Genomic DNA, 19,830 nt, shown 5'->3' with positions numbered 1-19,830 from the left:
GCTCTTTCGTCTCTTTATGGACTAAGAGCTGCTTTTATTTCACACTATTTATCCTCATGTCCATACAACAGGACCCTAATAAGCGTTATTCTTCTTCCCTGATTATCTGTTCGTGTATTTGAACACTGTATTGCATAAAAGCAGGATTACTATCTAAACCTCGTTCACGCAGAAGCTCTTGCAGACGCAGCCTTTTCAAAGACAATTTTGCCCGAATTGCCTTGCCTTCACTAGTTTCAGTGCCTCCGCTATTGTGGCAGGCAGCAAGCAGCCCTTCGAGGGTAACACATTCTGCACGCAAAGATACTTCCTCGGGCACCAGCCCGGAATTCTTCATAATTTTGAAAGACATGCGTAATTCTTCTGGCACGCCCGATAAATCCTCAAGCTCCAGTGGCTTGCCATGCCCAGGTAAATCTCCAAATTCCCCATTACGCATAGATTCCTGAATCCGCTGCTCAACCAGCCAGGACATCATCCCCATATACGCAGCCTCCTTCACCAATACCACTACTATGATCTATCCCGCCTAAGCAAAAGTATGGTAAGCAGAATTGCGTCTATTTTAGCATAAATAACTGTAGATTTACATCAAACTGCCGCAATGCATTCTTATAAAAGGCGATCCTTCTCCGTTCTATGAATCTTCCTCGTCATCGCAGATCGTTCGGACTAAGGAGCCTTTATTTCGCAATTTCAGGCTATTTTGCTACACTATCGGACTCAGTTGCACCTATTCACGCAAATACACCCTATTTTTAATAGAAATTGTGGAAATAAGAGCTATGCAGTCCGATACCGCTAAAATAAGCACTAAAAAGCTCAAATAGCTGCAATGCAGTCCGAAAAGTCTGCGCATCCTCATATTCGCCTCCGCAGATCGCTCAGGACTCAAAGAGTCCCCATTCCGCAAATTCAATTCATTCTGCTACACCATCATTCTCTGCTCCCTGTCCGCAACATATTACAGACGCCTAACCAAACCGTACAATAGTTTTTTTTCATGCGAACAATTGTTATACTCGTTCTAATAAGCCTCAACTCAACAAGAAAAACGCCTGACGTCGTCCTTGGAGGTAGAGTTACAAGCTGAGTACATCCGTAATTCCATACTCGTATCCATATACACCTTCGTAGTGAGGTTCCGCTTACGGACCGAATGGCTTTATTTCGATGAAATGAGCGCATATATTAGGGACGGACCGTATTGCACTTATTCCCTAATAACAAGCCCCTTCCCGGGTGATCTGGGGCGAATAACAGCGCTGGCTCATTTACGTTACCGGCGGCACATTATATTCGGTTTTTCGCATACATTTGGCTCGTTTACGTTACCGGCGGCACATTGTATTCGGTTTTTCGCATACATTTGGCTCGTTTATGTTACCGTCGGTACATTGTATTCGATTTTTCGCATACATTTGGCTCATTTACGTTACTGGCGGCACATTTGTATTCGGTTTTTCGCATACATTTGTCCGTAAGCTCGACTAAAACATGCATTTCGGAGGATATAAGGTCCGCTCGGTTTTTAGAATCTGACGGATGACTCCTCGTTTATTTCATGTCTCCTGCTTCTTCACGTTCACCCCTCCTTCCTCTTTCTTCGGAGTTATCCACATTTTTTTTGTATTGTATAATTTCCTAAACAATAAAAAAAGGACTACAGCAGTAGTCCAAAGGAGAAATATAACATGATAGCTAACCTCAAAAAAGCTGATGATCATTATGTCGCTCGTTTCGAACGTCAACTAAAACATCCCGCATCAGAAATATGGTCCTTTCTGACAGAAAATGAGAAGCTTGCTTTATGGTTCACTGAATTACGTGTTGAAGACCTGCGTGAAGGGGGATTAATCAAGTTTGATATGCAAGACGGAACCTTTGAGGAAATGACGATTACCGCCTTGCAACATGAATCTGTTCTTGAATTTACGTGGGCTGAAGATTCCGTTCGCTTTGAGCTATATCCTAATTCAGAAGGCTGCCTTCTCGTCTTGAATGAAACGATCCGAACGCTCACGCCACACACACCCCGAGATTTAGCTGGCTGGCATGTATGTCTGGACGTGATCCAGCATCTTCTGGATGGTACGACGCTGGAGTCACGAAAAGCTGAATGGAACGTCTGGTATGAACGATACCGAGAAGCGATCTCTAAATTAGGACAATAAGGACTCTGCTCCATCAATCACAATTTGCGCACCTGTAATATGAATAGATTCATCGGAAGCCAAAAAAGAAACTAGATCGGCAACATTATCCGGTTTACCCGGCCCATCCGCCAGCGGCTGCGCACCATCGGGAAATTCAATCGGAATGACGATCGCTTCTACTTCTTCGTTCATTTCAGTGGTTTCATCTATATTGGTAGCAATCGCCCCAGGGCAGATCACATTCACTCGAATTTTAAACTTAGCTAGCTCAAGTGCAGCCATTTTGGCAAAAGCTACCTGTCCAGCTTTGGTAGTACTATATGTAGACCACCCAAAGCTGGCAAATCTAGTATTCCCATTGATGGAGCTAGTGATGATAATGCTACCTTTCCCTTTATCCTTCAGATGAGGGATCGTATATTTTAATGTCAAAAAGGTCCCCGTCAAGTTCACCGACATCGTGCGCTCCCAATCACTCAAGCTCAGTTCCTCTATAGGTCCCACCGCACCATTGATTCCCGCGTTAGCGAATACTACATCTAAGCCGCCGAATTGTTCGACTGTCCTGCGCACGGCTTCCTCCATCCCTTTTTCATCCGAAGTGTCTACCTCTATGGCCAATGCACAATCTTTGCGAAACTTGTTTAGCTTATCCGCCAAAGATGAGGTACGTTCAAGATTCAAATCAAAAAGCGCTACATTAGCACCTTCCCTCGCCAGCTTAATAGCGGTAGCCCGACCAATTCCTGAACCCGCTCCTGTTATAATTGCAGTTTTTCCAATAAATCTTTGTTTCTTAGCTATGTTTGGACTCATATGTAATCTCTCCCTTAAGATCTCTTAGTGATGTACTATGGATCAAGATTACCCAAATACATGTACACTGGAATCATCTTCACAAAAAAACTCCCCGTTCAAAAGCTTGAACTGAGAGTTTCATCTAGATCTATACATCTAATTGTCCAGCTTCCGCACATCCACTTTCACGGTCAGAGTGCCTGCTCCACCACGATATACACCTTTTACAGGTACAATATCTTTGTAGTCCCGTCCGTGACCTAACTTAATGTAACGCCAATTGACCTCAACATTATTCGTCGGATCGAAACCAAGCCAACCTGTACCCGGAATGTGAGTCTCCACCCAAGCATGTGAGGCTTGCTCAAAATTAGCATTACTCCCTTGCAAATCACCAACAAAATGATATCCACTTACATATCTGGACGGCAGACCGACACTACGGCAGACAGCAATCATTAGATGAGCATAATCCTGACATACACCGCGTTTAAGCTTCAGTGCTTTTTTTACCGTAGTATTTACACTTGTAGCCTCAGGGTCATAGGTGAACTGTTCATAAATCGTCGCCGATAATTTAAGAATCCATTCATACATATCCTCTGCTTCATTAAAAGGGTATTGTGAGGCAAACTCCACTAATTCAGGCGTCACCTCGGTATAACGAGTCGGCAAAATAAACTCAATATATCTGTTCTGAAATCCCTCGTCATTTAACAATCTAATTTGTTCTTCAAGAGATGTTCTCGGGAGATCTGTCCCCTGAGCTTTATCCAGTGTAACTACAGTAGCTTTAGTGTGGATGACCATCTCCGTATGCGGCTTATTAACCGAATAGGCATGGACCCGATTCCCGAAGAAATCCTCATAGGTTAAAAGATTTGCTGGCGGGTAAATATCCACTTCATGGTGATAACAGGATTGGCGATAATTCGTGCGTGGCGTGAGTCTGATCTCATTGACACTGTCCGTAACCGGCTCTGGATAGCTGTATGTGGTGGTATGATTGATTTGAATCTTCATACAGACACTCCTTCTCGCCGAAAAAAGGCGCCCTCCATTGTTTTACCAAGTTTTTGACAGGATATCACCAGCGATTTAAGCACATCTTCCACTAGCTCGCCGGACATTTCTTCCTTTTCCATATAATCCAGCTCTGCTTTTAGCTTACCCGCTTGCCGGATAACCTTCTCATGACCTGAACCTTTCTCTGAGGGATCTAGTTCAAGCTTTGCTAAATGCTCTTCCAGCTGATGAAAAGAAAAACGAATGGAACGCGGAAATTTGGAATTCGCAATCAAGAAATCTAAAATGCTCTCCGGGGACATAGCATCTGCATAATAACGGCGAAACGCCTGGTACCCACTAACGGATTTAAGCACCGCCTGCAACTGAGTATAAACCGCGTCAAGCTCCTTAAATCGGCATGAGGCAATGACCGCCTGCAAGATACGAGTTGTATTCTCTGCCCGCTCTAGAAACCGTCCGCTCTCAATGAAATGCCACTCATTCCCTCTAAGCATTACCGACTGCTCTGCTCCGAGAAACATGGCTGTACGCTCCTTAACCTGCTGATAGAACTGATGTGGGCCGCTCATAATATCTGCAACAGACCGCTCACCAAGCCATAGGTTGAAGCTGTTGACAACATCCCATAATTCACTTGGAAGCTGCTGACGGAGTGTTCGCAGATTATTTCTGGCATGATGTACACAAGAGAATAATGAATTAGAATTGCCTAAATCAAGTGTGATGAAAGATAGGACATCCTGCTCGGAAAAGGTTTCGAACTGCTGCATATATTCACCTCGAACGCCTAGCGCATCGATTAACCTTGACCATTTATGTCCTTCTTCATGAAAATCCTCTTCCTGCTGGATATGATAATGAACATTGATTAGCCGCGCATGATTCTCTGCCCTTTCAATATATCTGCCGATCCAGAACAAAGCTTCAGCATTTCGATTCAGCATCTCCAGCCACTCCCTTATTTAACAAATTGATGCTGCATTTTGTTAATCATCAACAAGCCTCACTAGGTTGTATCAAGCCATGACCCAAGTATCTTTTACGCCGCCACCTTGCGAGGAGTTTACGACCAAAGACCCTTCTTTCATAGCCACCCGTGTCAATCCCCCAGGGATAACATGTGGCTTACGGTCAGCACCCATTAATACAAAAGCTCGAAGGTCGATATGTCTCGGTGCCATAGTCCCACCAGACAATACAGGTGCTCTGGACAGAGACATAATAGGCTGTGCTATATAACGTTCCGGATCTGCGATAATCTTCATTCGAAATTCAGCGAGTTCTTCTTTCGTAGCTTCGCTTCCGATCAACATTCCATATCCCCCGGATAAAGAGGTTTCCTTAACAACCATTTCAGATAGGTTCTCAAGGACATATAAACGTTCATCAGGCCTGCCTAGCAAATAGGTAGGGACATTTCCAAGAATCGGTTCTTCATTCAGATAATAACGAATCATATCCGGTACATATACATACATCGCTTTATCATCCGCAACACCAGTCCCCGGGGCATTAGCAATCGCTACATTCCCTGCCCGATACGCATTCATCAGACCCGCCACCCCTAGAAGTGAATCCGGCTGAAAAGCTAACGGATCGATGAAATCATCATCCAAACGACGATATAGTACATCTACGCGGCGAAGTCCGTTCATTTCTTTCAAATATATTTTGTGATCCTTTGCAACCAAATCTCGTCCTTCAACCAAATGTATACCCATCTGTTGTGCTAGAAAAGCATGCTCATAATAAGCAGAATTGTATTCCCCAGGTGTAAGAAGTGCTATAACCGGATCTGACTTTCGTGAGGGGGATAAACTACGTAGAACGGATAAGAAGCGATTCAAGCTATGATCAACATCTCGGATGGAGCTGGCAAAGGACAATTCAGGAAACAACTGATTCATAAGGGTTCTGCCTTTAAAAAGATATGAAAAACCTGAAGGCGTTCGTAGATTATCTTCAAGCACATAATATTGCCCATCATGATGGCGAATCAGATCGATTCCCGAGGTAGTGATGTAGGCTCCACCAGGCACCCTTAGACCAGTCATTTCTGGCCGGAAATAACAGTTGGAGATGATCATACGCCTTGGGACTATTCCATCCTTTACGATGTACTGCTCATGGTAGATATCATGAATGAACAGATTCAAAGCGGTGATACGCTGGATAATTCCAGCCTCTAGCCTCTCCCATTCATTCTTAGGAATAATGCGTGGAATCATATCGAAGGGAATCGTACGCTCCATGGGATGATCCTGAGCCGGATTGTATAACGTAAAAGTAATTCCTTCCTCCATCATCCTGCGCTGCATCAAATTCTGCTTACCCTGCAGCTCTTCGGAGCTCATTCCGGAAAACATGCGATTCACATGTCTGTAATGCGGCCGGACATTTCTCTTATCTGCATACATTTCATCGAAAAAATGTTGCAGCGGATATGGAGACAGACCTGGCAGAGGATCTAATTTGGACATGAGCCCGACTCCTTTCGATAAATGTTATCTTTACTAACAAACTATACTTTAATTTCTGAAAATATCCATGAAAATATTGTTTTGTATTCCCATAATACGTAAAATCTATTTCCGATGTCAATATATATAACAGAGAAATGCGATCTCTGAATATTTCCTCGTTTTGGAATCGCTTCCTTTCTCTCTTATATAGATTGCCGGAGCTGAAATGTAGTTTCTTCATTGAATTGTATGCAGGAGTAGTGACAAGCATTACTATTATGAATTTTTCATATGTTGGTTTTTTTATATAGTTGTCTGGGAAAGTGATTTCAGTTATATGGTATAATTTGGAGCGTTAGGAGAGTGAACAAATGGATCACAAATATACTATGACCATGGAGCAGGAAGAGGCTAGGCGGAATCATATTTTTCTTTTATTTGGCTTGTCAGAAGCTGGTTCGATGAAGGTAGCACTTAGTCGTGTAGGCAATCGTCATTTAATAAGAGTACTTTCATTTAATGAGGCGTTCTCTGCTGGACCGCTGTGCAAATTACATAATGATGAAGGGTGTCATGCCCGTGAGTTATGGTTTCAAGAACGATTTCCGGATCAGGGTTATCATCTCAATCCCCAGCATAAACTGGGAGCCATGATTCAGACCTTAAAAGAAATTCCCGAGGACAAAAAAATCACTATTTGGTGCGGAGACAACTCCCATGATCAGACAGGTTTACGATTTGCACTTTCTGTTCTTAGTGAGAGGAAGCAACCTATTCATATTATAAATCCAATCAAAGCTTATGAGGAGCTTCCCGGGATTGCTGACCAATTTAGCATGGGCTTATCTCCCCAGTCTCTGGGTCAGCTCCCAAACGAAGCTGTGCAAACTATTATCAAAAACACCGAAAATACGCAACCCCTTACCTCCGCGCAGAGAAAACAGTATGAACAGGAGTGGCATGAAATCAGCAACACTGAGGATATGCTTCGAGTATGGTCCAAAGGTCAGCTAACGAATGTACCCGAAACATACTATGACGAAGACATTCTATCCTTAATTCTGCAACTGCAAAAGAATGAACAGGGAGATCATTTCGTAAATGCAGGACTTATTGTAGGTGCAATTATAGGGCAGTGGAATTTATTTATCAGTACCTCATTTATAGAATATCGCTTCTGGAGGCTTATTAGTGAGGGAAAGCTGTTATTTAAAGGGATACCCTACGCGATGCATTTGTACTTTTTAAGAATTCCTTAGAGGTCACTACATTAACAACTAACAATCATTTTATAAAAAAGGAATGCCCTCATAAACTAAATATAGCTTCGAGGACATTCCTTGTAAATATGACTTCTTTAAGATCATGTGTAGGTATGGATTACACTTACTCTTCCGATTCTTCTGACTCTTCCTCAGCAATTAATCCGGCAAAAAGAGCATGCACGAACTGCTGAGAATCAAATGGCTGCAAGTCTTCCATCTTTTCTCCGAGCCCTACGAGCTTCACTGGTAAGTTCATTTCCTGACGAATGGCTACTACAATTCCGCCTTTAGCTGTACCATCCAGCTTCGTCAAGACGAGCCCTGTTACCCCACTCTTTTCACCAAATAGCTTGGCTTGAGTAAGCGCATTTTGACCTGTGGTCGCATCTAGCACCATCAGTACTTCATGCGGAGCACTAGGAATTTCTCTTTGAATAACGCGGAAAATCTTGTTGAGCTCTTCCATCAGATTGCTCTTATTCTGAAGTCTGCCTGCCGTATCGCAAATCAAGATATCTACATTCCGCTGCTTAGCCGCTTGAACAGCATCGAACATAACAGCGGCTGGGTCAGAGCCAGCTTGTTGCTTAATTACGTCTACGCCAGCACGTTGACCCCAAACTTCGAGCTGCTCAATCGCTCCGGCACGGAACGTATCCCCTGCGGCCAAAAGAACTTTTTTACCCTCTTGTTTGTAACGATGTGCTAGTTTACCGATCGTAGTCGTCTTGCCTACTCCATTTACCCCAACGAACAAGATAACTGTAATGCCATCCGGATTTTCTTTCAGGCTGTTATCGTCATCGCCGCGCAGCAATTCCATGAGCTTACGGGACAAAATGGGTTGCAGCTCAGTTGCATCTTCAATTCGTTTTTGCTTCACTTCGGCGCGCAGATCCTCGACAAGTGTCATTACTGTATTAACACCTACGTCCGCACCAATCAAGATTTCTTCCAGTTCTTCGTAGAACTCTTCATCTATTTTTTTACGGCGGATAATCAGGTCTGCTACCTTCTCGACAAAGCCTTTACGGGTTTTCTCTAATCCGTCGCGGAATTGTTTGGTTACACTTTCCGTTTTGCCGGAAATGCTTTCTTTTAACTTCCTGAAAAAGCTCATTTGTTTCCTCCTAAAAGTTTTGTGAGCGACACTTCATTGATTTAACTTCGTACAAAACTCGCTTCGAAAGCAGATACTTAAAAAAATCACCATTTTGGCAAGCCGTTAAGCGATCTCTGCTTCCTCATCCTCTAAACGTACAGAGACAAGCTTAGATACTCCGCCTTCTTCCATCGTCACTCCGTAGAGCACATCCGCCTCTTCCATCGTTCCTTTGCGGTGTGTAACGACGATAAATTGCGTTTGTTCCGAGAACTCACGCAAATACTGTGCAAAACGCACGACATTCGCTTCATCTAACGCAGCCTCTACCTCATCCAGTACGCAGAACGGAACCGGCTTCACTTGCAGGATGGCAAACAAGAGGGCCATCGCAGTTAAGGCGCGTTCCCCACCAGAGAGGAGCTGCAGGTTTTGAAGCTTTTTACCCGGTGGTTGGGCTACGATATCTATACCTGTTTCAAGCATATGTTCTGGATCCAGCAGCATGAGATCAGCTCGACCGCCTCCGAACAGCTTCGAGAATACCGTGCCGAATTGTTTACGGATCGCATCAAAGGTCTGTTTGAAGCGTTTGGACATTTCATCTTCCATCTCACGGATAACTTGATACAGGGTAGTCTTGGCTTCGACCAGGTCATCTTTTTGTCCACTAAGGAAGGTATAACGCTCATGAACACGCTGATATTCTTCAATCGCACCTAAGTTCACTTCGCCCAATGCAGAAATACTACGTTTCAGACGCTGTACATCCGCTTGTGCGGCAGGCACATCTTCGGGCACAGGATAACGTTGCTTCGCTAGTTCATAGCTTAGCTCGTAATCATCACTCAGCTTACGAAGAATATTATCAAGTTCAACATCGAGACGACCCACAGAAACTTCAGTAGAACGCAGCTTGTCCTCCACGACTCTAAGTGCCTGACGCTGATCCTTGGTCTTGCCCTCCTCTAGCTCAAGCTTACGGGTTAACGCTGAACGTTCCGCCCGAGCTAGATCCAAAGTACCGGCTGTCTCTTCCTTCTTCAGACGATAACTATTCAAATCTTCTTTCTGTTTCACGGTTTCCAAAGCATTGCTAGCCAAATCCTGTTCGATCGTATGTAGCAGGTTTCGATTTTGGCGTAGCTCTTTATCCTGTGAACCCGCATCTTGTCTTAGACGGCGTAATTGTTCCTCCAAGGAAAAGATCTCCTGATCGAGCTTGCCTTCTGATACTTTCATGCTGGTCAGCTTGCCTTGAAGCTCTTCCTTAGCCGATTCATTCGCTTTACGCGCCGATTCGGCATTACGGATACCCTCATGAGCTTCCTTCTCTTCCTTCTCGAGACGTTCAAGCTCAGCAGAGGCTTGTTTCCGAGTTTCTTCAAGCGTGCGGACCTCACTCTCAAAGCCACTACGTTCAGCGCCTGTGCTCTCCACTTGTTCCTGTACATGCCGAAGCTCTTGTTCAAGCTGCTTCAAATCGCCAGAAACACGTTGCTCTTCCAGTCTCTTCTCATCACCATCACGGCGCAGGTCCTCTAGCTTCACGCTAGCGTTCTCCTGCTCTTCACGAAGTCTGGCTATGCCTTGTTTCAGCTTAACAATTTGACGCTCGCTCTCTTCGATCTCACTGCTCAGCTGATCCAGCTGGCGTTTACGACTAAGTAAGCTATTGTTCTTCTTATGTTGGCTACCACCAGTCATGGAGCCCCCGGCATTGACTACATCACCCTCTAGCGTAACCACACGATAACGATACTGGCATCTTGCGGCGATGCGGTTGGCCTGCTCCAGGCTCTCAGCAATAACTACATTGCCAAGCAAACTGCCAACAATACTTGCATACTTATCATCGTATCCAACGAGTTCGGAACCAATTCCAACAAAACCTTCAGCATCTTCCACCATTCCTCGGTCACTACCGGAAATTTGGCGTGGCCGGATAACATCGAGTGGTAGAAAAGTAGCTCGTCCCAATTGACGTTGCTTCAGGAAAGATATCGCTTGACGAGACACGCTCTCATTATCCATAACCACGTGTTGCAGCGATGCACCCAGCGCAGTCTCAACAGCCATTTCCAGCTTCTCCGGAACGGAGATGAGTTCAGCAACCGCACCATGCACACCGTTAAGCTGTCCTTTACGAGCTCCTTTGAGAACTTCTTTAACCCCAAGCATAAAGCCATCGAAATCATCCTGCATTTCTTTCATGGTCTCGTGACGGGAGACTTGTGCTTCCCGCTTCTGTTCCCACTTTCTCAGACCTGATTGCGTCTCTTCAATCAGCTTCTGACGTTTACTAAGTTGTTCACTTTCAGTAATATAAGCACCACGAAGATTGCTTAGTTCTTTTCCAAGCTGGGCAATCTTGTCTTTTAGCCCTTTCTGGTTAGCAGACAGCTCATCATGCCGTGCAGTCCATTTGCCGCTTTCTTCTTCACTGCGGCTCATACGACGCTCCAGGTTCTCCTTCTGTTGATCGGCGTAACGAATTTCGTTACGTGCATTCGCCATAAGGTTCATTAACTCCAGGAGAGCACTTTTCAGCTTCTCCTCCTGGCTCTGACTAATACCGTCAGCGACACCTTCGAGTCTTGCCTCTTCCGCTTCGATCTGTTTCCGAAGCTCAACAAGCTTAAGCCGGGACGCTTCGAGCTTAGCTTCTAAATCCCCAAGCTCACGCTGTCGGTCCGCAGAACGCTCACCTACAGAACCTAATGTGAGCATTAACTGTTCACGGTTGCTCTCAAGATTACGCTTGCGTTCCTTCAACACTTCCCCGTAACCTTCGCTCTTCTCATAAGCTTCACTATAACGGAGCAATTGCTCTTGCTGCTTCTCGATCTGTTCTTCTAACGCGCGCAGTTCAGCACGTCCGCTTTCCAGCTTGGCATCATGGGCTGAGACAACTGTAGATAACTCCAGTTGCTCATCCTTTAAAGTTTCGAGCTTAGCGTTACCTTCCTGCCAAGCTGTATGAATGCCTTCAATCTGATGCACATAGACTGAAATTTCCTGATGCTTCAGTTGTTCCCGAAGCTCTTTAAAGCGAATGGCCTTCTCCGATTGATCCTTAAGGGGACCAATCTGATCCTCAAGCTCACTAATCAAATCGTGAATACGAAGCAAGTTTTGCTCCGTGTCGTCAAGCTTTCGACTTGCATCTTTTTTGCGCGATTTATATTTTACAATACCCGATGCCTCTTCGAATATGCCTCGCCGATCCTCGGAACGAGTACTCAGAATCTCTTCAATCCGACCCTGTCCGATAATCGAATAAGCCTCACGCCCGATACCGGTATCCATGAACAGCTCTGTGATATCCTTCAGTCTGCAGGATTGCTTATTAATTAAATATTCACTCTCACCACTACGGTGAACACGCCGAGTCACTGTAACTTCGCTGAAATCCAGTGGAAGCGTGTGATCCTCATTATCGAGCGTAAGTGATACTTCACCATAATTCACAGCTTTACGCGCGTCACTACCGGCAAAAATAATATCTTCCATCTTGCCGCCACGCAGTGATTTAGCACTCTGTTCGCCGAGCACCCAGCGTATGCCGTCAGAAATATTGCTCTTGCCGCTTCCGTTCGGACCCACTACGGCCGTTATTCCGCGCACAAATTCCATTTCTGTTTTGTCGGCAAATGATTTAAAACCAGCTAATTCTATCCGTTTCAAAAACATACTTGCCTATCACCTCTGACCCATTATACCATAGCGTTTATTCGCCTAAAATAGCTTCAAAATGAAGCTTGGCTATTCTTTCGAAAAAGAGCAGCAACGGTCTGAGCTCCGCCTAAACGCCGGTATTCAGACCTTTGCTGCTCTCCTCCGCTTGTCCACATGATGCAAAATTCAGGCACCATCTTCTTTCAGATGCAACAGTGCAGCTGCTGCAGCCTGCTGCTCTGCTTCCTTCTTCGAGCGGCCGCTCCCTTTACCAAGAGAACGGTTAGTCATTAACACTTCAGAGACGAATTCACGCTCATGCGCGGGTCCCCGTTCTTCAATGATCCGATATTCCAACGTACCCATATTGTGCTGCTGAATTAGCTCTTGCAGTTCCGTCTTATAATCGGTCATCTGCATTTGCAGTTTCCCATCCGTCTCCACAAGTGGAAATACGTGATTATCAAGAAAAGACCGTACAGTTTCCAGCCCTTGGTCAAGATAAAGCGCTCCCACGAAGGATTCGAACACATCAGCCAGCAGGGCCGGGCGAGTACGTCCGCCCGTAAGTTCTTCCCCTTTTCCCAGCAGTACATAACGGCCAAAACCTAAACTCTCAGCGAACTTAACCAGCGAAGGCTCGCATACGATAGCGGCACGTAGCTTGGTCAGTTCCCCTTCAGGTCGATCTGGCAACAGATTGTACAAATATTCAGAAACCGTCAGCTCCAGTACAGCATCCCCTAGAAATTCGAGACGCTCATTGTCCTGATGCTGATTGAAACGGTGTTCATTCACATAAGATGCATGGGTAAAGGCCTGCTTCAGAAGCACAGAATCGTGAAATTGGATTTGAAGTTGCTGTTGTAACTGCTTCAGTTCTCCTTTCACCGCGCTGTCCCCTTACTGATTATATTTTTTTAGAATAACTGTTGCGTTATGTCCCCCGAATCCAAACGAATTCGACATTACGATATCAAGATCCGCTTTACGTGGAACATTTGGTACATAATCCAAATCACATTCCGGGTCCTGGTTGTCCAAATTAATTGTTGGAGCAATCATGCCTTTTTGCAAAGAGAGTCCGCAGATAATAGCTTCTACTCCACCAGCAGCACCTAGAAGATGACCTGTCATGGATTTCGTTGAGCTAATAGCTACTTTATAGGCATGTTCACCTAATGCTTTCTTAACAGCAGCCGTTTCTGATCGATCTCCTACAGGCGTTGAAGTACCATGTGCGTTGATGTAATCAATATCTTCAGGAGAGATACCAGCATCACGGATTGCCATCTTCATGCAGCGAGCTGCACCATCTGGATCCGGTTCAGTCATATGGTGAGCATCAGCACTTAGACCATAGCCGATTACCTCAGCATAAATCTTCGCTCCACGTTTCTCAGCATGTTCAAGGGATTCCAGAATCAAGATCCCAGCGCCCTCTCCCATAACGAAACCATCGCGATCTACATCAAATGGCCGACTAGCCTTCTCCGGCTCATCATTACGAGTGGACATCGCTCTCATTGCACAGAATCCTGCCATTCCTGTTGGACGAATGGTCGCTTCCGAACCACCGCAGATCATAGCATCCGCGTCTCCACGTTGAATCAGACGGAATGATTCCCCAATGGAATGACTTCCTGTAGCACAGGCCGTCACTGTAGTCGTATTCGGTCCCTTTGCACCGAGGTTAATGGACAGCTGCCCAGAACCCATGTTAGCGATCATCATCGGGATAAAGAACGGGCTAACCCGTTTCGGCCCTTTTTCAAGCAACAGATTATGATTGTCTTCCCAAGTACCAAGACCACCGATACCCGAACCAACAGATACACCGATCCGTTCAGCATCGATATCTTCACCGATCTTAAGTCCACTGTCTCTCAATGCATCTTCACCAGCAGCCACTGCAAATTGTACAAAACGGTCCATTTTGCGGGCTTCCTTGCGGCCAAAAAGCGCCTCCGGATCAAAGTCTTTAACTGATGAAGCAATTTGCGTAGTGTATTCGCTGACATCAAACGCTTCAACCATCGATACACCTGATTTACCGCTCATCAGATTATCCCAGAACGTCTCCAAGTCTTTCCCCAGTGACGTAATTACGCCCATCCCGGTTACAACCACTCTATGACTCAAACACAATCACCCCATCTATAGGCTGTATACATTATATTCAGTACTTATATACTGCAAATTATTACTATATGAACAGCGATCACCGCATCATTAAAGCTTCCGCGGTTCTGTTATAATCCCTATGAAGCTGCACATGGCAACCTGTAATACAACTTTAATGCTGTATAAATGAGGAGAAGCCCCGCCCAAGTTGGAACGGGACTCTCAATCATATGACTCTAGGTATGAGATTGTATGTACTTCACAACTTCACCCACGGTCGTAATCGTCTCTGCATCTTCATCAGAGATTTCCATGTCGAATTCATCTTCCAATTCCATAACCAATTCTACTACATCAAGAGAATCAGCACCTAAATCATCTTTGAAAGACGCTTCTAATGTTACCTCAGCTTCATCGGCACCTAAGCGGTCGATGACAATGCGTTTTACACGCTCTAATACATCGGACATCCGGTTCACCTCCTCTTTTGGTATTATACGAGATATGAGGTCAAAATACCATAGACCGCAAAAAACGCTTTCCTGATCCCTCACATTTCATCTTTAAAACAGTGTAATTTCTCCCAAGCATAAACGCTTTCGGCGTCCTTATAAGGACGGTAAGTGTTTAAGCAAGAAATATAAAGATAAAGTATAGTGTGAAACTTATACTTTCTTATATTTTCAAAGGAGAATTACATATACATCCCGCCATCCACGTGTAGTGTCTGGCCGGTCATATAAGCGGCGCCTTCAGAAGCTAAGAAAACAACTGTCATAGCTACTTCTTCCGGACGCCCAAGGCGAGCTAGTGGAATGCCCTTCTCTAGCTCACTGCGAACTTCTTCAGAGAGCTCACGTGTCATATCTGTATCAATAAACCCAGGAGCAATACAGTTGACGGTGATGCCCCGCGAAGAAAGCTCACGAGCCGATGCCTTCGTTAAACCGATGACACCAGCCTTAGCTGCAGAGTAATTAGCCTGACCAGGGTTACCTGTCACGCCCACAACCGAGGAAATATTAATGATTCGGCCATAGCGCTGTTTCATCATCGGACGTGTTGCTGCCTTAAGGCAATTAAACACACCTTTCAGATTCGTCTCAATCACTTGATCGAACTCTTCCTCTTTCATGCGCATAATCAGGTTGTCCCTAGTAATGCCGGCATTATTGACAACAATGTCAATACGTCCCCAGGTATTAAGAACCTCTTTCACAAGGCTCTCGGCCTGTTCACTATTGCCGACATCTCCACGGAGTGCAATACCCTCCGAGCCAAGCTCGACAATACGAGCCACAGTCTCCTGTGCCGCCGCTTCACTTCCTGCATAGTTCACGGCCACCTTTACACCGTGTTCTGCAAGAGCAAGCGCGATACTACGGCCAATGCCACGTGAGCCGCCAGTTACAAGGGCCGTTTGGCCCCGCAATGCTGAGAACATAGTCTAATCCCCTTTCAATCATGATGCTGTTGTCAAAATGTTAAACCATTTCTTACAAAACAGTTTGGACACTTTCAAGTGTATTAATGTTGATTACTTTGACTGTTTTATCTATTTTGCGGATCAGACCTGCCAGAACACTACCAGAACCAATCTCAACAAAAGTGTCAACACCATCCGCAATCAACCATTCAATACTGTCTTGCCAAAGCACAGGAGAATACACCTGACGAACAAGCAGTTCGCGAATTTCTTCGGGATCTGTTACCGGTGATGCAGTGACGTTAACGATGACAGGTACATTTGGAGTGTTGAAGGTTACTTTCTTCAACTCTTCTGCCAAACGATCTGCAGCAGCTCTCATCATAGAAGAGTGAAAAGGTCCACTTACTTCTAGCGGAATTGCCCGCTTGCCACCAGCTTCTTTAACACGCTGCACAACACCATTAACGCCTTCCTGAGATCCGGAAACAACGATCTGACCTGGACAGTTAACGTTAGCCAGTTCTACAACACCATTCTCTTCAGAGATAGTTTGGCATAATGCTGCCAGCGCTTCTCGTTCTGCACCAAGCACTGCCGCCATTGCACCTTGTCCTCCTGGAACAGCTTCTTCCATGAAACGGCCTCTCAAGCGTACAAGTGTTACAGCATCTTCATATGACAACACACCCGCAGCTACTAGTGCACTGTATTCACCAAGGCTATGACCAGCAACATAATCCGGCTTCAATCCTTGTTCACGTAGAGCTTCAAGATAGGCTACGCTTGCTGTAAGAAGCGCTGGTTGCGTGTTTACCGTTTGCTTCAACTCACTGTCCGGTCCTTCAAAAATCAGCTTACTTAGTGGAAATCCGAGAACTTCATCCCCTTTCTCGAACACTGCACGGCTGTTTGGAAGAGCATCATAAACATCCTTGCCCATTCCAACTGCTTGTGCTCCCTGACCGGGAAAGACGAATGCAATTTTACTCATAAGTATGAACTCCTTCCCGTATAACGGTCTTAGCTTATTACCAGATCAATACAGATGCGCCCCAAGTCAAGCCACCGCCGAATCCAACCATCAGGACGGTGTCGCCTTCTTTCATACGTCCTTCTTCCGCCGCTTCAACAAGCGCTAGTGGAATGGAGGCAGCCGAAGTATTGGCATATTTATCAACATTGATTACACATTTCTCTGGTGGCAAATCAAGACGCTGCATAGCGGATTGAATGATACGAATATTCGCTTGGTGAGGTACAAACAAATCGATATCTTCCTTACCCAGACCAGCTTTAGTAAGCACACGTTCTGTAGCTGAGCCCATTACACGAACAGCAAATTTAAAGACTTCACGGCCATTCATATAAATGAAATGCTTCTTATCTTCAACGGTTTGCTGAGAGGCAGGCAAGCGCGAACCGCCGGCTTCTAGCTTAAGCAAGTTCCCTCCAGAGCCTTCAGCACCCAGATCAAAGGATTGGAAACCACGACCTTCCGGAACCTCACCAATGATAACTGCACCTGCTCCATCACCAAACAAGACACAAGTATTGCGATCTGTATAATCTGTGATGCGGGATAAAGTATCCGCACCTATAATAAGTGCATTATTGTACATTCCGTTCTGGATAAAGCCAACCGCAGTAGCTAAGCTGTATACAAAACCAGAGCAGGCTGCTGACAAGTCAAAAGCCGCAGCGCCTTTAGCACCCAGTTTATCCTGTAAAATACAGGCTGTAGAAGGGAAAGCACTATCAGGTGTTACTGTTGCAATAATAATAAGATCCAAATCTTCGGCTTTCATTCCAGCGGAATCAAGTGCCTTGAGTGCTGCTTCATACGCTAGATCAGAAGTTGCCTCGTGAGGCGCAGCAATATGTCTCTCGCGGATGCCTGTCCGACTGACGATCCACTCATCGTTAGTCTCCACTATTTTTTCCAGATCGCTATTTGTCAATATTTTCTCAGGTACATATTTCCCAGTTCCTATAATTCCAACCGGTCGCAACTGTCTCATGTCGTCACTCACTTCCCGCTAATTTCCTTGGATATACTTGGCACAAGATCGGCTTGTAGAGCAATCCGCGCTTGTCTTACCGCATTCTTAACTGCATTTCCGTCAGAAGATCCGTGGCCCTTAACTACCAATCCGCTAAGACCGAGTAGTGGTGCACCACCGTGCTCTTTGTAATCCATTTTACCCTTTAAAGCTCTAAGCTCCGGCATCAGCATAGCCGCGCCAAGCTTAGTCTTCAGGGAACGACTAAATTGCTCCTTGAGCAAAGAGAACAAAGCACCCGCCGTACCCTCAAGAGACTTTAGCAAAATATTACCGGCAAATCCATCGCAGACAAGCACATCGCAATTCCCTGTCAGTACGTCACGTGCCTCAACATTACCGATAAAATGAATGCCTGGCAAGTTCTCAAGCAGCGGATAAGCTTCTTTCGTCAGTTCGTTACCCTTTCCAGGCTCCGTCCCTACATTCAGAAGTCCCACACGCGGCTTAGCAATACCATGAACCTTGCTTCGGTAAATGCTGCCCATCAGCGCATATTGTACCAGATGTTCAGGCTTCGCATCCATGTTAGCACCAAGATCAAGAGCCAGTACGCCAACATCGTCAAGCGTTGGAATCATAGGTGCTAGTGCAGGACGTTCAATTCCCTGCATCCGGCCAACTACGAGGAGTCCTGTGGTCATTAGCGCACCCGTGTTACCCGACGAAATCATAGCATCTGCTTCACCTTCACGCACCATTCGTCCAGCTACAACCATGGATGAGTCTTTTTTACGACGAACTGCCTTAACCGGCTCTTCATCAGAACCAATGACGTCTCCTGCATGACGTATTGTCAGATTAGATGGCTTGTCTTTGAGTAGTGGCTCTAATCTGGCTTCGTCACCAACGAGCACAATCTGCGTATCTTTCCATTCCGCGGCCGCGGACAACGCCCCCTCGACATTACATTCAGGAGCGTTGTCCCCGCCCATGGCATCAATGGCGATCAGCACTATGGTTACCCCCTTCACTGTGTTCATCATTTGCGGACCGATACACTATAAAATGGCCCTGAAACACTAGTTCTTCTCCGACATAGGTGAATACGTCCACCTCTGCTTTGCCACCCCTACCGGCGAGTGACCGCACCTGTGCTTTGGCAATACACTTCTCACCTAGCTGAACTGTGCGTACAAAACGTATATCGGCTGAAGCGGTCAGAGCAATTTCATCGTTGATTACGGCAACCGCAAGCGAGTTCGCTTGAGCAAACACATAGTGACCACGAGCGATCCCATTTCTAGAGAACACATGGTCTTCGCGAATCTCAAATATCGAAATCCCACTCTTGTCCAATTGTAAATCCACAATATCTCCGATGACTTCATCCGCAGGCAAAGAGCGCACCTGATCATAGGAGTGCTCTGCCATTTGCTTCATTCGTTCACGCAGTTCCGGTATCCCCAGCTCCATTCGGTCTAACCGAATCGTCTGAATGCTAACTTTTAGCTGACGAGTCAACTCCCGATCCGTTACAAAAGGATTACCTGCGATTATATGTAGCAGCTGTTGCTGACGTTCTTTCTTGGACATCCGCTCGATTGCGGCTCACCTCCTGGCACGTGCCAAGCATAAACGCCTTCGGTGTCCTTATGGACGATAAGCGTTTAAGCGAGAAATATAAGACATCAAGTATAGGTGCATAACTTATACTTTCTTATATTTTAAAGAAAGCATTCGGCCGCTTGAATGGCCGCTGTTATATTAGGTCAAATAACCTTAAA

The 19,830-nt window shown here is 45.5% G+C and carries 17 protein-coding genes; 2 read left to right on the top strand and 15 right to left on the bottom strand.

Features of this window, described 5'->3' with window-relative positions; genetic code table 11:
* Positions 1-85: 85 nt before the first annotated feature.
* Positions 86-484: a DnaJ family domain-containing protein gene (locus tag MHI27_RS13525; protein ID WP_076298881.1), complete on the bottom strand. Its 399-nt coding sequence runs from the start codon at positions 482-484 to the stop codon at positions 86-88.
* Positions 485-1,694: 1,210 nt separating this feature from the next.
* On the opposite strand from MHI27_RS13525, the gene MHI27_RS13520 reads away from it, so the two are divergent.
* Complete coding sequence (locus tag MHI27_RS13520; RefSeq protein WP_042187720.1) at positions 1,695-2,174, top strand: SRPBCC family protein; 480 nt, start codon at positions 1,695-1,697, stop codon at positions 2,172-2,174.
* Here MHI27_RS13520 and MHI27_RS13515 read toward each other — a convergent pair.
* The 4 genes from MHI27_RS13515 to MHI27_RS13500 form a co-directional block, all read right to left on the bottom strand.
* Positions 2,163-2,972: an SDR family NAD(P)-dependent oxidoreductase gene (locus MHI27_RS13515; RefSeq protein ID WP_042187718.1), complete on the bottom strand. Its 810-nt coding sequence runs from the start codon at positions 2,970-2,972 to the stop codon at positions 2,163-2,165. The genes MHI27_RS13520 and MHI27_RS13515 overlap by 12 nt on opposite strands.
* Before the next feature lie 138 nt (positions 2,973-3,110).
* On the bottom strand, positions 3,111-3,977 hold the full coding sequence (locus MHI27_RS13510) for a transglutaminase family protein (RefSeq protein WP_042187715.1): 867 nt from the start codon (positions 3,975-3,977) through the stop codon (positions 3,111-3,113).
* Positions 3,974-4,927 carry an alpha-E domain-containing protein gene (locus MHI27_RS13505; RefSeq protein WP_405176476.1) on the bottom strand — a complete coding sequence of 318 codons (954 nt, stop codon included), beginning with the start codon at positions 4,925-4,927 and terminating at the stop codon, positions 3,974-3,976. The genes MHI27_RS13510 and MHI27_RS13505 overlap by 4 nt, the downstream gene beginning before the upstream one ends.
* A gap of 72 nt (positions 4,928-4,999) precedes the next feature.
* Positions 5,000-6,463, bottom strand: coding sequence for a circularly permuted type 2 ATP-grasp protein (locus MHI27_RS13500; protein ID WP_076282773.1), 1,464 nt, complete (start codon positions 6,461-6,463; stop codon positions 5,000-5,002).
* A gap of 353 nt (positions 6,464-6,816) precedes the next feature.
* On the opposite strand from MHI27_RS13500, the gene MHI27_RS13495 reads away from it, so the two are divergent.
* The gene (locus MHI27_RS13495) at positions 6,817-7,704 is read left to right on the top strand and encodes a DUF1835 domain-containing protein (RefSeq protein WP_405176475.1); all 888 of its coding nucleotides are present in this window, start codon (positions 6,817-6,819) and stop codon (positions 7,702-7,704) included.
* Positions 7,705-7,831: 127 nt separating this feature from the next.
* Here MHI27_RS13495 and ftsY read toward each other — a convergent pair whose 3' ends face one another.
* The 10 genes from ftsY to fapR form a co-directional block, all read right to left on the bottom strand.
* Positions 7,832-8,830, bottom strand: coding sequence for a signal recognition particle-docking protein FtsY (ftsY, locus tag MHI27_RS13490; protein WP_405176474.1), 999 nt, complete (start codon positions 8,828-8,830; stop codon positions 7,832-7,834).
* Positions 8,831-8,935: 105 nt separating this feature from the next.
* On the bottom strand, positions 8,936-12,505 hold the full coding sequence (smc, locus tag MHI27_RS13485; protein WP_149644311.1) for a chromosome segregation protein SMC: 3,570 nt from the start codon (positions 12,503-12,505) through the stop codon (positions 8,936-8,938).
* 171 nt (positions 12,506-12,676) lie between these two features.
* Positions 12,677-13,381: a ribonuclease III gene (gene rnc / locus MHI27_RS13480; RefSeq protein ID WP_042127220.1), complete on the bottom strand. Its 705-nt coding sequence runs from the start codon at positions 13,379-13,381 to the stop codon at positions 12,677-12,679.
* Positions 13,382-13,393: 12 nt separating this feature from the next.
* Complete coding sequence (gene fabF, locus MHI27_RS13475) at positions 13,394-14,632, bottom strand: beta-ketoacyl-ACP synthase II (RefSeq protein ID WP_076282776.1); 1,239 nt, start codon at positions 14,630-14,632, stop codon at positions 13,394-13,396.
* Between the two features lie 218 nt (positions 14,633-14,850).
* Positions 14,851-15,084, bottom strand: coding sequence for an acyl carrier protein (locus MHI27_RS13470; protein ID WP_036686493.1), 234 nt, complete (start codon positions 15,082-15,084; stop codon positions 14,851-14,853).
* Positions 15,085-15,308: 224 nt separating this feature from the next.
* Positions 15,309-16,058 (bottom strand): 3-oxoacyl-[acyl-carrier-protein] reductase, encoded by a 750-nt coding sequence (fabG, locus tag MHI27_RS13465; RefSeq protein WP_042187706.1) that lies wholly within the window; start codon positions 16,056-16,058, stop codon positions 15,309-15,311.
* 52 nt (positions 16,059-16,110) lie between these two features.
* The gene (fabD, locus tag MHI27_RS13460) at positions 16,111-17,034 is read right to left on the bottom strand and encodes an ACP S-malonyltransferase (RefSeq protein ID WP_042187705.1); all 924 of its coding nucleotides are present in this window, start codon (positions 17,032-17,034) and stop codon (positions 16,111-16,113) included.
* A 37-nt stretch (positions 17,035-17,071) separates the two neighbouring features.
* A complete protein-coding gene (locus tag MHI27_RS13455) occupies positions 17,072-18,061 on the bottom strand; it encodes a beta-ketoacyl-ACP synthase III (protein WP_139328492.1) in 990 nt (329 codons plus the stop codon).
* Between the two features lie 8 nt (positions 18,062-18,069).
* Complete coding sequence (gene plsX, locus MHI27_RS13450; RefSeq protein ID WP_042187701.1) at positions 18,070-19,059, bottom strand: phosphate acyltransferase PlsX; 990 nt, start codon at positions 19,057-19,059, stop codon at positions 18,070-18,072.
* Positions 19,043-19,639 (bottom strand): transcription factor FapR, encoded by a 597-nt coding sequence (fapR, locus tag MHI27_RS13445; protein WP_042127208.1) that lies wholly within the window; start codon positions 19,637-19,639, stop codon positions 19,043-19,045. The genes plsX and fapR overlap by 17 nt, the downstream gene beginning before the upstream one ends.
* Positions 19,640-19,830 lie beyond the last annotated feature (191 nt).

The organism is Paenibacillus sp. FSL H8-0261 (assembly GCF_045040645.1).
Classification (GTDB): domain Bacteria; phylum Bacillota; class Bacilli; order Paenibacillales; family Paenibacillaceae; genus Paenibacillus_AQ.
Note: the sequence above shows the minus strand (reverse complement) of the source record. Positions and strands in the feature narration are given on the sequence as shown.